This is a genomic window from Gardnerella bivia, assembly GCF_049262715.1.
GTDB classification, from domain to species: Bacteria; Actinomycetota; Actinomycetes; order Actinomycetales; family Bifidobacteriaceae; genus Bifidobacterium; species Bifidobacterium vaginale_A.
Window position 1 is genome coordinate 225751 of sequence record NZ_CP058399.1, and the last position, 15219, is coordinate 240969.

A 15219-nucleotide genomic window follows, 5' to 3' on the forward strand; every position below is an offset into this window, starting at 1 on the left:
CGCGAATAAGACGTGCAGAACAAGTACTTGACGAAGTTAAAGAAAAGTATGGAGAAAATATAGCAAACTTAGGAATATGAAAATACGAATGCTCTTACTTTCTAGGAGGGAGTTCAGACACACGTTGTTCATCCCAACCTGAAGCACCAGCATCAGTAGCTCCGCCTAAATCACCAAGCTTATTGAAATAATCAACAGCAGCATCACGATACCATTGCCATTCTTCAGGAACGTCATCTTCGTAAAAAATTGCTTCTACAGGGCAAACAGGCTCGCACGCACCGCAATCAACACACTCATTAGGGTTTATGTAAAGTGTTCGATCTCCCTCATAGATGCAATCAACAGGGCACTCATCAACACAAGCCTTATCTTTAACATCAACACAAGGTTCTGCTATAACATAAGCCATGAGTACTCCTTAATTGCAAACTGACAACAGCAAGCAAAACAACTAGCACGTAAAACAACTAATATAAGCGGTTGGCATCTTAATAAAGTTAAAATGCCAACCTTGCTATTATACCCCAGAAAACAAATGAAGGACTACAAAGACTCTCCGTAAAAAGTCAGCTCAGTATGCAAATCGCTTTGCTGACACTGCTTAGTCTTCTTCAATCTGCGAAGTTGGCTCAGGCTGCAAAGTCTGCTCACTTTGCGAAGTCTGCGAAGTTTGCGAAGTATGCAAAGTCTGCTCACTTTGCGAAGTCTGCTCACTTTGTAACTCATTTTGTGCAGAAATAGCATTCTTTGCAATAAGGCTTTCAACAGGAACACCCATCTTTTTAGCTAGTCTAATTTGCTTACCTAAGATGGAATGCTTATATGAGTATGCGAAGTAAACAACAAAACCTATAACAAGCCAAACAATAAATCTCACCCAAGTTAGCACAGAAAGGTTCAACATAAGCCACAAAGTAGAAATAGCAGCAATAATTGGAAGCCAAGGATTGCCCGGAACTTTGAAAGTACGATGCAAATCCGGTCTGCGCATACGCATAATTGGCACTCCTATAGAAACTAGCAAGAATGCAGACAGTGTACCAATATTAACCATGTCTGAAAGTATTGAAATATCTAATACAGAAGAAACTAATGCAACTACTACACCAGAAATAATTTGTATGGTTGCAGGAGTTCCATTCTTACCAACTTTAGAAAGTCCTCTAGGGAGCAAACCATCGCGACTTACTGCAAATATAATACGCGTAAGACCAAGCAATAGCACCATAACAACAGTAGTTAAACCTATTACAATTCCAAAAGATATGATTTTTGCAGCCCAAACAGCTCCAACAAATTTAAAACTCGAAGATAACGAAGGAGAATCAATTGAAGCAAGCTCACTATAAGGGACCATACCAGTTGTAACTATAGCAACCAAAATATAAAGAACTGTAACCAAAAGAAGACCAAGGCATATTCCAAGAGGTATGTTCTTATGAGGTTCTTTAGTTTCTTCAGCAGTAGTAGCAACAATGTCAAAACCAATAAACGCAAAGAAGACTAACGCAGCTCCGGAAAGAATACCAACAATACCATAAGTTTGTGGCTTCATTCCAGTAACCCACTGCCACAGAGGTTGCATAAACTCACCCTGCTCATGTATTCCCTTTACTTTAGACAAATCAGTTGCAGGAGGAATGAAAGGAGTAAAATTAGACGCTTTAATATAAAAGAAACCTACAACAACCACAAACAACACAATACCGATTTTCAATATTGTAAGAGCACCATCAAAACGAGCTGAAAGTTTAGTACCAATAACAAGCATGACCGTAAAGAAAATTACTATAACAGTTGGCGCAAAATCAAATTTAATAGAACCAAAGTTCACTGTTGTGCCAAAAGGAATCCCAAAAAGATTCATGAATTCGTTTAGATAAACACCCCAATATTTTGCAATAACAGATGATGCCATAAGCATCTCTAAAATCATATCCCAACCAATAATCCAAGCAATCAGCTCACCAACGGTAGTGTAAGTGAATGTGTAAGCAGAACCAGCTACAGGAATCATTGAAGCAAATTCCGCATAACACATTACAGCAGTTCCACATACAGCTGCAGCAATAATAAAACTGATAATAACTGAAGGACCTGCGTGGAATGCTGCAGCTTGCGCGCCTACAGAGAAAATGCCTGCTCCAACAGCCACAGCAACACCCATAACTGCTAAATCCCATGCGTTTAAAGTACGACGAAGGCGTCTTCCACCCTCCATTGTTTCAGCAAGCGTCTGCTCAACTGACTTCTTTCTCCAAATTTGCATAATTTTACCTTTACAAAAATTAACAAAACACTATTGGAATATGAAAAAACTTATGTAAATTTTACACATAAACCATATACATAACATGATTACATAAAATTTTTACTAAATTACACGAATAATAAAGATATAATTAGCAAAATCAGCATTTCAAAGCAAATTATTTAAAGAACCAAAGCCTAAAGATTCTATCCAAAACAACAACGATTCAGACAATAGATTAAGACCGCGATCAATGCTTGTAACCACGAAGAAAACCTAAGGAAGTAAAACACTGAAACAAGCACTGAAGTAAAAACCGAAACCTCAAAGATAAATAAACAAACCTAAACTTTTAACACTATTATTCGCGATTCTTTTACATGCTCTTATAACAAGAAAGGCCTACCGAAGTAGACCTTTCAAAATAATCAGTATCATCACCCGTCCCTAGCGGAAGACAACACTAATATAAACATTCAACACTAAAATCAACACGTTCTAAACGTTCACCAGTAAGAAAAGGTAAATGGCAAACCAACAAACATTTAAAACATGAATAATTAAAGCCGTTTCGCAACGAAAATATTACAAAACACGTTGAATGTTAAAACTATCTAATATTTAGTGACGGATCTTGCGAACAGCAGCGCCCATACCAGCGAGCATAGCTGCAGCCAAAGCAGCGAAAGCTACACCAACACCAGTCTTGCTGAGCTGCTTCTTGCCCTTATGACCCTTGGTGTTAATGTGAACGCCACCCTTGTTCGGCTTGCCTGGCTTACCTGGCTTGCCTGGCTTTGCTGGAGTCTTAGGAGTCTTAGGAGTCTTAGGAGTCTTAGGCTTCTTGCACTCAAGTTCAGCCAAATTATCGCGATCATCTTGCAATTCAGCATTACGATCGTTCAAAGCAGTCTTAGCATCTTCAACTTCGGCAGCTTTAGATTTGACGGTGTCATTCTGCGTATTATAGTCAGCCTGAGCGGCATTTAATTTCTGGAGTGTAGTATTCGCTTCAGGAGCATCTTCAGAACCATTTTCACCAAAGTATACTTTTTGAGCAGCTTTCTTAGCGTTCACAAGCGGAGTACGCTCTTTTACAACAGCAGCATCAGTATCAGTTAAATACTCTGCAAGTAATGCTTTATGCGTCTCGGTGTTTTTATCATCCTTTTCCTTCTTCTGCGCATAAGCTTCCTGAGCAGCCTTCAAAGCACCATCTGCTTTATCAAAAGCATCCTTAGCCTTCTTATTCTTGCTCTTAGCTTCAGCAAGAGCACGATCCCTCTTTTTAAGCTCAATCTTTTCTTTAGAAAGATCTTGCTCTGCTTTACGAAGTGTCTTCTTAGCGGTATTCACAGCCTCAAGATCAGAATCAATAGTTGTCTGAGCTGCAAGAAGCTCAGCAGCAGTAGCTGGTGTGCATTCTGCAGCAAAAGCTGGGGCAGACATAGCGAAGCCGGCGAGCAAAGTAGCGCCAGCAGCAAAAGCGGCAATAGCCTTCTTATTTAACATAATATTTCCTTTCTTCTTCTCCTCCGCACTAGGGTATGCGAAGAAAAATTTGCGCCACGATCAACATCACGTCAATCGCAGTATCGTCAGCCATAAACTAGGGTTAGCTAACGTTTGCTTTTAAGATACCCCCCCCCCGTTTGAAAAAGTCAAGAGCCAACCAACTAACACTTATCCACAATTTCAATAAAATAAACTAAAAAATAAAACTAAAACAAGCAAAACATCGTAAAAAATACAAAAACACCAATGTTTTTATATTAAAAAATATGTTTTCAGGAATTTTCAAGAATTTTCAAGAATTTTCTCAGGAAACTTTAAGGAAACGCATTAAAGCACGTTAAAACCTTGCAAAATCAAGGATTTTCACACACAAATACTCAACACGCCGAATGTGCAGAACAGCTCACATATCTATTTTTACGCCGATTACAACAGGCTCTGGAACTAATCGCACGTTAAACGAACGATACACGCCATCAATAATTGCGCGAGCGAGAGATGCAACATCTTCACAAGTAGCATTATGCCTATTAGTCAACGCAAGAGTATGAAGTGAAGATAATCCAGCATTACAAGATTTTCTCTCACCGGCACTCTTGCCATCACCAGCACACTCACCATTAGCACCAGCACCCTCACACTCACTCTCGCCAGCACCTAAGCCACCAGCGCCCTCACCAAGAGCACCCTCACCAAGAGCACCCTCAACATCACTAAGCTTAAATCCTTTATGGAATCCAGCATGATCTATAAGCCAAGCTGCAGATGTTTTCACACCCAAAGAACCATCTGGCAAAGTAGCATCAAATCTTGGAGCATCCTTCGGCAATCGCGAAGCATCATCAACACTTAAAATCGGATTCATAAAGAAACTACCGCAACTATGCCTGTCGCTATACAAATCATCCCCATCATGCCAAACTCCAGTCACATAATCCTCAGACTGTAACCGTAAAGCTTCACGAACTCCATCTACGCTTTTAGAACCACGCATCCAAACATTCTCATACCGCGTTGCATCTTCAAGCATTCCTTTAGAAGCTCGAACTCGCAAAACTTCCCTACGAATCACAGAAGTACTCATTCTCTCACCAAGACTCACATTAAGAGCATGAGCCAACTGACTATGAGATACAACGCCAGTTTCACTATGCTTTAAGCAAAAAGTCACAGATAGCACAACGTATCTAGGAGTAGGGAAAAACTCAGATTTTTTAGCGCTATTTACATGATCCTCATACATGCTTTGTTTTAGAAGAGAAGTGCGATACCCAAAATGCATATCTTCACAAGATAATTCACTAGTTATCTTATTTTTACGATCCCAAACTTCTACAGATTTAACACTTTGCGAAACTTCCTGACCATAAGCGCCAATATTTTGCACAACAGAAGCTCCAACTGTTCCAGGTATGCCAGATAATCCTTCAACGCCTTCTAAACCGAGAGAGATAACGTGAGATACAAAGTCATCCCAATTGCAACCAGCTTCTGCATTTACGTGAACAATATGCGAACCGGATTCATCAACACCATCTTCTGCTGGAGATGCCTCATCTTGCACGCTTATTGTTCTACGAGCGTCACGCACAACCACACCATTAAAAGGATTATCGCTGACTAACATATTAGAACCGCCGCCTATAACGCATAACGGCAAACCTTTTTCATCTGCATCTTCAACAGCTTCAATAACTGCTACTCTGCTCGTTGGCTGTATAAAATGCAATATTTCTCCACCAACACCAATGGTTGTTAAATCAGCAAAATTTGGTTGCATAGTCATATATGTTATGTTACTCGGTAGCATACTCGAAAATTTTCGCAACTCTAATTTTTCGCACAAAACAAGGTTATTTCCAAAAACAAACTACTAAATACGAACAAAACAAACTACTAGATACACACAAAACAAACTAGAAAATAAACCTAAAAAACTACTAGATAAAAATCACAAAAGCATACTCGAAAAAACAAAACGCTGAAAGCCTGAACACTCAGTCCAAAACTTCCAGCGTTATTTAATTTGCTATAAACAGCAAATCTCAGCCAAGAATAGCGAGAACGTCACGAGAAGAAACGATTAAGTAATCTTCACCCTCATAATGAACTTCAGTTCCGCCATACTTGGAGTAAAGAACCTTATCTCCCACTTTTACATCAACAGGAATTCGCTCACCTTTATCGTCACGGCGACCTGGGCCAACCGCAAGAACTTCACCCTGCTGAGGCTTTTCTTTAGCATTATCTGGAATATACAAGCCAGAAGCAGTCTGAGTTTCCGCCTGAGCCTGCTTTACAATAATCTTATCTTCCAACGGCGTGAGTTTAATCGACACTGTTGTCACCTCTTTCTTAAGAGAGATACTACATTTAGCGCAAACCGCATAAGACGAGGCTGACGATCACGTCTATAATCCATTTACGCACTATCTGCTATGATAGCGCAAATTTAGCACTCTGCCAACTTGAGTGCTAAAATTTTCAAAATTTAACTTCAATTCTGATTTCTACGAGCCAAGACTTCAAGCAAATCAGCGCTTCCAAGCGAATCCTCAGTTCGTTCAGGAGCTTCTACAACAACTTCATCACACGAATTGTTTTTAGAAGCAATAGAATCGCGATTAGGCTCAGAAGTATTTAAAAGATTTGCAACTTTTGATTCCACTGGAACAGCTTTAGCGACTTGCTTAGTTGACTTAATTTCCAAACTTTCTGGAGCATATGATTCTGAATTATTCGTGTTATTGGAATCATCTTTTTTAGAGCTTGAGCCAAGAGAGAACGAAATTAAATCATGCGATTTTAATGGCTCACTAGAAGAATCTACGCAAAGCGATGCTGTAGCTAAATCAAACACATCTAATCCGCGTGAAGCTCTTACAGTATTGATTTCATCAGTAAGATCCGAGTGAATTAAATCGCGAGAATTATTTGAATCAGATGAAGACTGCTCATTATTTTTAGAAACAGAAGAATCTACCGAATCTTGAACATCCTCAGCAGAAGCAGAATCAGCAGAAACACCAGAAACAGCAGGAGTAGAAACTCCATTTTCAAGATCAACATAATTTTCTGCAACTATTCCGCGACTCTCAAGAGCACGCTTTTTTTCTTGCATAGAACGATGTAAAGCAATACGGATTTCGCGCTTTTCCATAACAGAAGTAGCAACCGAATCATCCACATTGCAAGAATTTTCACTGCTATTTTCACTGATATTATCGTTACTATTTTCAACGTTGTTTTGTATATTTTCGCTAGTATTTTCTCTGCTATTTACGCTATTTTCACGTTCAAGCTCATAATTACTATCTACACAATCAGAATGCGCAAGTTCATTTTCATTATCATGCGCAAATTCCTCATACGAATCAGAGGCAGAAGCAGAAACAGAAGCAGAAGCAGAAGACGCAGCAGATTCGCCAATACCACGAGATTTTTTATAGACAGAAATCTCTCCACGCTTAACTCTAGATTCCCATTCTCTAGCAGCTTTTGAAGCTTTAATGCCGAAATATATCACTGTAGAAAATAGCGCGAAAGGAATAAGCGCAAATAAAGGCGAATATAAACCACTAAAACCAGTAAAAAGAACTACTAACGTGAGCACAAACAACAAAGACACGAGAATTCTACGTCGTCGTATTGAATCCCTACGCAATTGCCTTACTTTACGAATATGCTCTTGTGTAATCATCTTTATATTCTGCTTAGCAGGTTGCATACTAGCCCCTTCCGCAAATTTATTGGCATCATCACACATATGTGAATTAGTCCACTCATCTACTAGATGCAAAGATGACGAATACCTATCTTCACGATGCTCAAGCATAGTTTTCATGCTCTTAAGCGTCAGCTTTGGAAGCCATCCAAACAATAGAGCTATGACGATAATAACTAAAAGTAAAGTACTAATCGATTCATAACCCATAAGTACAAATATAAAGAGTCATTGGGATGTGCCGAAAAATCTTCAGATTTGGCGTGTCGCGATTTTATTAACAAATTAAATATTTATGTAATCGCTGACAATGTAATTTCTCATTCATCATCTACTAGTGAGGCGTGGAAAATACTTAACGAACAATAAAAAGCGAAACGGTGCTTGAAGAAGTTACACCTAATCCAAACTATTTGTAAAACTAAAGTAAGCTAAAATCTAACTTTTACTACTACAAGCAACAACATTTAAACATGCGTAAAAAGTTGAAGCTCCTGTGAGGTAAGCAATTCCCACACCTCACAAACACAACAAGAACAAAAAACAACAAAAGATTATATGTTTATTTACAATCACTGTCTAGGTCTGTACTAGGATATGTTGAGGAAGTACAGCTTTTATAACTGCATATTGATTCTGCATGTAAAGCGAAATGTTATTTAACACGAAGCTTTTTGATTGAATCAAAAAATAAACTTCGGAGGGTTCATTTGCCTACTTATCATTATCGTTGCAAGCAATGCGGATACGATTTTACAGAACAACAATCGTTCTCAGACGATCCTATTACGATTTGCCCAAAATGCGGCGAAGCAGAAGTGCGCAAAGTATTTTCCGCTCCACCAATCAATTTTAAAGGTAGTGGATTTTATAGAACCGATAAGTAATAAAGCGCACAAGTTAAGCGCATATTGCTAATAAGACTTTTACAACTGCGCATGCTTTTATAACATGCAAGTGCTTTTATAACATGCGCGTATTCAAACAGGCGGATATGTGTTGCGTGCTTTTGCGCCACAAGCATACGTTCTATCAGCACACGCGCGCTTTTTAATCACATGCGTTTTTGCACCACATGCGTTTTTTACAGCACATGCGCTCACTTCTACCACATGCGTTTCTAGAAGTATTGCGCGCACTTCTAACCACATGCGTTTCTAGAAGCATTGCTCGCAATTCTCCTCGCACGCGCACTTCTAACCACATGCGCTCACTTCTAACCACATAAGATTATTTTTCTTGAATTAGTGATTGTAATAGTTCATGATACAAATTATGATCCACTTACTTACTGATTTCATATCTAGAATGATTTCGCCAAAAGAAGCGCATGAGCGTTATGAGAGCGCGCTTATAAAAAGGCGTAATAAAAGATTTTTACGTAAAATACTCATTGTAATAAGTTCGTTTATATTAATGATGTTTTGTATATCTGCAATAAGTGCAATGCAAGAAACACAGAATATTATTATTGCAAGAAAATCTATTGCAATAGGAGAAAAAATAACCTCATCTCACGTTCAAAGTATTACTGTTCCAAAACACGAAGTTTTTCAGCAAGTACTTAGATCATACTCATCAGATTTGAATCTAACAGCTTTATGTAACATAAAATCTGGCATGCCAATACTCACTAACGAAATTAGCAAGTCGCCAAATATCCCTAAAGGATACACAACGATTGACGTAACTTTATCTAGCGCAAATCAAGCACTAAAACCTGGAGAAAATATCTCTATTGCATTCGCTAAATCGCCAAATGATATAAATAATACAAATAAAGATAATCACAAAGAAATCGAGAATAATAACAGTCAAACAACAAGTGAAAAGAGAGCAAATTTTACAGTTTTAAGAGATGTACTTGTTATTAAAACACCAGATAGCAAACATATTGCAACGCTTGCAATGAGAGCAAATGACGCGCTAGAACTTCTGAACGCTCAATCCGACACGCCAACAGGTGCAATAATAGCCATAAAACAATAAAAACAACGAGTTTCTTTAAGCTTAAACTAACGTTTAACAACAAAATATTAAAAAGTGTTACCAGCCCAAGAATATTACAAGTCAAACACTAATCAATATGCTCGTTAAATATTGCCCAATGAGGAGGTAATTGAGTCAAAATACGTTGATCATCATCTTCTGATTTCTGAATTGAATTCTGAAAATCATAAGGATCCAACTTTACGCCATCTATCTCAAACAACTCAGAACCTCGGCGAACCACGCGATTATGTTTACGCGGGGCACGCCGATTAGGATCATACGCCATTAACGCTCATCTCCATGCAACTCGCCAATACGAGATACAATGCGATCTACTTCTTTTTCAGGATTAACAAATGCTGCAACACTCCACACATTCATAACAACCCATCCAAGAGTTTCGAGATCTTGAATAAGCATGCGATGACGCTCTCTAGTAGATTGAATGCTCATGAATTGAGAATCATCAGTCAAAATAGCAATTTCATAAGGCTTATCTGGCAATCCCACAACAAGAGGAATCTTAATACCTGTATTTAATCCATAATTAGCGCAAACACGCAATCCCCTAGAACGAACTCGCTCAGCTAAATCAGCAAAAAGCACATTTTCATTGCGAGCTAACATTTCAACAGAAGATTCATGAGAATTCAAATCACCAGATTTTGAAAGCTCATCTTCCAATACGGATCGCGTAGATTTTGAGCTATTAGATTTTTCAGAGTCTGAAACAGAATCAGAGTCAGAGTCTGAAACAGAAGGTTCAGAATCAGAAGAATCAGACGATTCAGAAGGTTCAGAATCAGACGATACAGAAGAATCAGCACTAACTTCATTAGCTACTACAGAATCACCAGCACCATCAGCAGCTGCACCAACACCACTATCACCAGAAGAATCAGAATTCACAGAATTATCACTCAAATTCTCTGCCCAAATAAGCAAATTCTTAAGCAGCTTAGGACCATCTTGATGCAAACGCTCATCATCCATGTCTTTAGACGTAAAAGCACAAACAATATCTAGATTCCTGCGAGATAAAGCCAAAGAATCCAACAGCATGTTTTTACCGCCTTCAGCTTCCAACAAACCGAATTGTTGCAAAAGGCGACCGTGCGAAGTCTTTGCATAGCAGAACGAAAGAATAACATCAGTAGCGTAAGCTCCAACAGCCTCATTGACGCTAACTAATCGAACGTGACGCAAGAATCGCGCCATATTCTCATCCTTAAATGCTAAAGCTTTCAAATCAGCACCAAGACGTATACGGAATGCGTTAGTGAGCATCACAACTGCAAGAACATAACTAGAAGGAACAACAGTAAAAGTTTGAGCTCTTTGCTTAATCAACGACACAACTTCATCAATTTCTTTCTGGGAGCATTCAATCAACCCAGAAGACATAACAGGAACACCAGTTGCTTCAACTTGATGCAAACGCACTCTACCTTGCAATCGTTCTACAGGAATATCTTGATGAACCTCACCATAACCGTTAGACTCCAGGAACTTCGCCAAGAGTAAGGATCTGCGCAAAGCGTGAGATTTTATTCTAACCTGCGGCAATAAATCAACCAATTTCTTAAGGCATTGAGAGCTTATAGTAGATTTATGAGCGATAATAACAACATTTCGCGCTCTAACAAGCACAGACAATAATTCAAGATTCGAAATATGCTCTGCAGAATCAATTATTACAGTATCTGCAATAGGCTTAAACGGCAGTCTCATAGCTAAAGTCGAAGGCATGCCAATCATAATCGGCTTAGCACAAAGAACCAAATCAGCATAATCTCTTACCAAATTAGCGAAAGTCACACCAACACGATTACCTGCAAGCATAGTATGAAGTTGATTAGCTTCTTGAGTGTGAGCAAAAAGCAAATCACACAAATGCTTCATAGCTTCTTGTTGAACCATAGGCCCAATAGAACGCACGTGCTCAGTATCAACTTGCACAAATCTATCTGCCGCATCTTGCATAGCAGATCCATCTTGATGAGAAATAATTTCAGAAGAACGAACAATATCTTCAAAAACAGTAGTCCACCAAGCAAGTTGCAATTCGCCATCAAGAGCTTGACCTGTAATATGACGACGACGCAAATCTTCTACTAAATCACTTAATCCAGCTCTTCTAAAATCACGCTCTAAAACGCATCTACCAGGCAAAGTATCAAGAGATGTGCGATTATCGTGCAAAGAACGCAAACGCTCATCAAGCTTAGCAAAATCAGTATTTTCTAAATCTGCACCTTGACGAGTAGTAGCAAGAACAGAATCCAATGCAACAAGATTACGAGTTAGCATTTCTTGCGTATCAACAATATCGTCTAACTTAGGAGGCAAAACAGGCCATCCGCCATGAGGAACAAACAATCTCCACTGCGCTGCCTGTTGAGCAACAATCTTCAAAGCCTCATGCAAATCATCAACTTTTGCACCAACGCGTAGCAAATTACGCGCCTCTTTAACACGTCTTCTGCGTTCCCAGAATCCCATATCTGTTCCTTCAGATTTGCGCAAAGACTTAGGCTTACTTGCTTCAATCATAGATTCCAAATCGCGCTCAAAAATCTCAGGCTGGAAAACATCTAGAACACGCCGTAAATTCTTCAAAACTGTTATTTGACGCGCCCATTGTCTAGCAGTATTCGGAACAGGGAAACCACAATTTTGAACAGTTGTTTTAACTTGTTCACGAGTTGCAGGAAGTAATTTAGTTAATACATCAACAACTCTTTGATAAACATTAACAGCTTCACTTTCGTCAAAAACAGATGCACCAAACCATGGAGTATCTTCCGGAGTAATAGTAAATTCACCGAGTTTGTCTGCATCGTGAAGCTTATGCGCCCAAGATTCAAGATGCCCAGATAGCAAGCGAGCGCAATTAACATCAAATCTCACATGAGTTGAAGGCCTAGAAGGCAACATAGCTATTGCAGCAAGATTTTGTATAGTTTGATAAGCAGAAATACCCCAATGCTCATTATCTTTATGCAAATCTCCAAGATAACGAGTTAAACGAGCGCGAACACCAACAAGCTCATCTGCAACTTGTTCAAATCGCGATGATGCAACACTATGACGCACTCCTACAGCAGAAATGAGCTGAGAATCCACATGTTTAGCGATATGAGGATCAGACACATCTACAGCCAAAGACGAGATTTCATGAGCGCTTAAAGCGTGACGGAATCTACGTTGTTGTTCACTAACATTTGCAACATATAGAACTGAATGCCCAGCTAATACAGAACGAGATGCCACAGATGCAGCCAAAGTAGCAGAATCACATCCTGCATCAATATTCATAAAAACAGAAGTTCCAGATGCAGCCAAAGTAGCAGCATAACGGACTGTATTATCTACATCACCTACTTCAAACTCACTATGAGGATCTGCGTCAAAAGGTGTGTATTGCGGAGCGTTAAAAGCCTTAAGTTTGTTTATAGCGTCCTTATCTGAAAAAATCGCATCAATCATAGTGTTACCGACAACACCTGTTTTTAATGCTTCTATAATATGATCGCCTTCTGTTACAAATCTTGTACCAGCGTCTGTGAAACATCCAAGAACAATATCTCGCTCAATATCAAAATCAGGAAAAACGCTACGAGCTTGCTCACTTACAGCAGCAAATACAGCGGATGTTTCTGGAGTTCCACTTTCATAATTAGAACCATCAAAAAGAACCTCTTCACGAAGTTCCACTCCACGCTCACTTAGACGCTGAACCAAAGCATGATTTAATCGAACATTACCGGAAAAGTAGATAGACGCTACTGTTTCATCTTGAGAACTATCTCGAACTACACGAACAGGATAAGTCAACACAGGAACATGATTGCCATTGAAAGAAGCTACTCCAACAACAAGAGATAACTCTGAAACTCCGCTTTCATGCGCTTTATTATCTCGATCTTCACATACACGATTCAAATTGCGACCGGCAGCTCTTAATATTCCAGAATCTCTAAATAGTGCTTTCAACGTGACTTTTCCACTAGCAAAAAGTTGAGCAATTCCAGAAGGATGTGCATGAGTAAGCTCAAGCTTAGCTTGCAATTTAGTAATATCCTCTAGCGGAGAAGGAACTAGCTGCGATTGATAATCGTCACGCCATTTTTTAAGATCATTTATCAAAGCAACATTATGACGAGTTGCACCTGTTTCAAAAGATTCACCACTATTCATATCATTCACTCCCCATTGCTTTGCGGTATGAATCATATCCGCTATTTCTAGCTAAAGCTTCATCGACATCAGCGTTTGATTGAGCTGCAAGCCAAGCATACAAATCATCATAAAGATTCGTGTTCATAGCTAAATACGGCAACAATTCAGAATATTTTGCCATTTCAAATTGCTCAGAAAAATCTGAAGTTTGCTTCGCTTCATCCGATGTAAATCCGCCAGCTTCTATAACTTCATGATTAGAATCAAATTCACCTTGTGAAACTTTCTCAAAAACAGACCCAGGCTCGAATGCAGGCGTATATTCATCGTAAAAATCATTATTTGAGAATTGAGAAGATTGAGAAGAAGATGAATCATAAGACGATCCAACATTAGAATTAGCAAAAGAATCGTAATTTGATTCAGATTCACTAGTAGAAAGCTCATTATTCTCAAATTTTGCATTATCAGACGTTACAGAATCTGTATGCGAATCTTCTGATTCTACAGACTCAAAAATATCCTGATTTTGAACATTTTGCGCATTGTTTTCTTCTGAAATTTGATTATAAAGCTGCGTATTTTCTTGAGAATTTTCTTGAGAATTGTTTAGCGAATCACCTTGCAAATCGGATGATAAATCATCAGACAGCGAATCAGACAGCGAATCATCTTGCAAGTTCTCTTTACTATTTTCTTCACTATCAGCTGAATCTTTATCGGAAACACTATTTTCAGATTCGCTAACAGAACTATCAGAAGACGCATCAGATTGCTCAACATCAGATTGCTCAACAACAGATTGCTCAACAACAGAACTTTCTTGAGCGTCATCAAAAAGATTACGAGGCTCAACTTCTTCTTCTTTACGAAGAACTGGAATTTCTACTTCAACAGCATTAGCATTTGGAACATTTATATTTTCAGAGCTTAAAACTGAACCTTCATGATTCCAAGTAAGCTCTGGCTGCGAAACAGACTGAGCATGGAAAACACCAGTAGGCTCACCTGCACGCAAATCTAAAATTTGATCAACCGATAAATCAGAAACATCCGGTTCTTGGCGGTTATCGTCAGTAGCATAAGAGAAAAGATCTCTTACAGAATCATCTTCACTAGCATCTTCTTCAACATGCACAAAATCAATAGGAACATCACCAAATTGCATACGCATTATGCTGTTCGGAAGTTGAAAATCAATATCCGGCTCTAAACGCATTAAATTGCCATTATCCCCAACTAAGTAAGTGCCATTAGTTGAATGAAGATCGCGGATAGTTGCAACACCATTCTTGCTAACAATCAGCAACGCGTGACGCTTAGACATAGAACGCTTATTATCTACAATATCTATACGCTTAAAGCCATCATCTCTTAAAGGTCTAATAGGCTTACGACCAATCTCAACTGATTGACCTGCTCCAATTCGAGCTTGCTCTACGCCACCTACTGTAATCATCCAGCGTTGTACTGTTTGTTGACTGGCCACGCTAATGCTCCCTTCACAAAACACACTACCTTCTATTGTGTCATGCTTTGTGTATATTGCGAG

General features: G+C 39.0%; 12 protein-coding genes. 2 read left to right on the forward strand and 10 right to left on the reverse strand.

The genetic code is table 11. The features are described from left to right. Positions 1-94: 94 nt before the first annotated feature. The 6 genes from fdxA to HXT27_RS01155 all read right to left on the reverse strand — a co-directional run bounded on the left by fdxA (position 95) and on the right by HXT27_RS01155 (position 7703). On the reverse strand, positions 95-412 hold the full coding sequence (fdxA, locus tag HXT27_RS01130) for a ferredoxin (protein WP_103043466.1): 318 nt from the start codon (positions 410-412) through the stop codon (positions 95-97). Between the two features lie 192 nt (positions 413-604). After that, positions 605-2272, reverse strand: a complete 1668-nt coding sequence (locus HXT27_RS01135; protein WP_103043465.1) for an APC family permease — start codon at positions 2270-2272, stop codon at positions 605-607. A gap of 603 nt (positions 2273-2875) precedes the next feature. Next, complete coding sequence (locus HXT27_RS01140) at positions 2876-3766, reverse strand: hypothetical protein (RefSeq protein WP_103043464.1); 891 nt, start codon at positions 3764-3766, stop codon at positions 2876-2878. Positions 3767-4172: 406 nt separating this feature from the next. Next, positions 4173-5555 (reverse strand): FAD-binding protein, encoded by a 1383-nt coding sequence (locus HXT27_RS01145; RefSeq protein WP_422113171.1) that lies wholly within the window; start codon positions 5553-5555, stop codon positions 4173-4175. Positions 5556-5814: 259 nt separating this feature from the next. Beyond that, a complete protein-coding gene (gene groES, locus HXT27_RS01150; protein ID WP_075523734.1) occupies positions 5815-6108 on the reverse strand; it encodes a co-chaperone GroES in 294 nt (97 codons plus the stop codon). 158 nt (positions 6109-6266) lie between these two features. Then, complete coding sequence (locus tag HXT27_RS01155) at positions 6267-7703, reverse strand: hypothetical protein (RefSeq protein WP_422113172.1); 1437 nt, start codon at positions 7701-7703, stop codon at positions 6267-6269. Between the two features lie 500 nt (positions 7704-8203). On the opposite strand from HXT27_RS01155, the gene HXT27_RS01160 reads away from it, so the two are divergent. Beyond that, positions 8204-8380: an FmdB family zinc ribbon protein gene (locus HXT27_RS01160; protein WP_082266286.1), complete on the forward strand. Its 177-nt coding sequence runs from the start codon at positions 8204-8206 to the stop codon at positions 8378-8380. A gap of 93 nt (positions 8381-8473) precedes the next feature. Here HXT27_RS01160 and HXT27_RS01165 read toward each other — a convergent pair whose 3' ends face one another. Further along, entirely contained in the window at positions 8474-8644 is a 171-nt protein-coding gene (locus HXT27_RS01165; RefSeq protein WP_422113173.1) for a hypothetical protein, read from the reverse strand. Positions 8645-8939: 295 nt separating this feature from the next. Here HXT27_RS01165 and HXT27_RS01170 point away from each other — a divergent pair, with 295 nt between their 5' ends. After that, the gene (locus tag HXT27_RS01170) at positions 8940-9482 is read left to right on the forward strand and encodes an SAF domain-containing protein (RefSeq protein ID WP_422113174.1); all 543 of its coding nucleotides are present in this window, start codon (positions 8940-8942) and stop codon (positions 9480-9482) included. A gap of 88 nt (positions 9483-9570) precedes the next feature. Here the strand turns inward: HXT27_RS01170 and HXT27_RS01175 are convergent, their stop codons facing one another. Genes HXT27_RS01175 through HXT27_RS01185 form a run of 3 tightly spaced genes read right to left on the reverse strand, consistent with a single transcriptional unit; the run spans position 9571 to position 15156 of the window. Further along, positions 9571-9771 carry a hypothetical protein gene (locus tag HXT27_RS01175; RefSeq protein ID WP_422113175.1) on the reverse strand — a complete coding sequence of 67 codons (201 nt, stop codon included), beginning with the start codon at positions 9769-9771 and terminating at the stop codon, positions 9571-9573. After that, the gene (locus HXT27_RS01180) at positions 9771-13721 is read right to left on the reverse strand and encodes a helicase (protein WP_422113176.1); all 3951 of its coding nucleotides are present in this window, start codon (positions 13719-13721) and stop codon (positions 9771-9773) included. Before HXT27_RS01180 ends, HXT27_RS01175 begins: the two co-directional genes overlap by 1 nt. Then, positions 13687-15156, reverse strand: a complete 1470-nt coding sequence (locus HXT27_RS01185; protein ID WP_422113177.1) for an FHA domain-containing protein — start codon at positions 15154-15156, stop codon at positions 13687-13689. The genes HXT27_RS01180 and HXT27_RS01185 overlap by 35 nt, the downstream gene beginning before the upstream one ends. Between the last annotated feature and the right edge of the window lie 63 nt (positions 15157-15219).

Coding starts and splice junctions, on each gene's coding strand:
- fdxA (WP_103043466.1), bottom strand. CDS start 412: ATGGCTTATGTTATAGCAGAACCTTGTGTTGATGTTAAAGATAAGGCT.
- HXT27_RS01165 (WP_422113173.1), bottom strand. CDS start 8,644: ATGTGGTTAGAAGTGCGCGCAATACTTCTAGAAACGCATGTGGTAGAA.
- HXT27_RS01155 (WP_422113172.1), bottom strand. CDS start 7,703: ATGGGTTATGAATCGATTAGTACTTTACTTTTAGTTATTATCGTCATA.
- HXT27_RS01180 (WP_422113176.1), bottom strand. CDS start 13,721: ATGATTCATACCGCAAAGCAATGGGGAGTGAATGATATGAATAGTGGT.
- HXT27_RS01175 (WP_422113175.1), bottom strand. CDS start 9,771: ATGGCGTATGATCCTAATCGGCGTGCCCCGCGTAAACATAATCGCGTG.
- HXT27_RS01145 (WP_422113171.1), bottom strand. CDS start 5,555: ATGACTATGCAACCAAATTTTGCTGATTTAACAACCATTGGTGTTGGT.
- HXT27_RS01140 (WP_103043464.1), bottom strand. CDS start 3,766: ATGTTAAATAAGAAGGCTATTGCCGCTTTTGCTGCTGGCGCTACTTTG.
- HXT27_RS01135 (WP_103043465.1), bottom strand. CDS start 2,272: ATGCAAATTTGGAGAAAGAAGTCAGTTGAGCAGACGCTTGCTGAAACA.
- HXT27_RS01170 (WP_422113174.1), top strand. CDS start 8,940: ATGCAAGAAACACAGAATATTATTATTGCAAGAAAATCTATTGCAATA.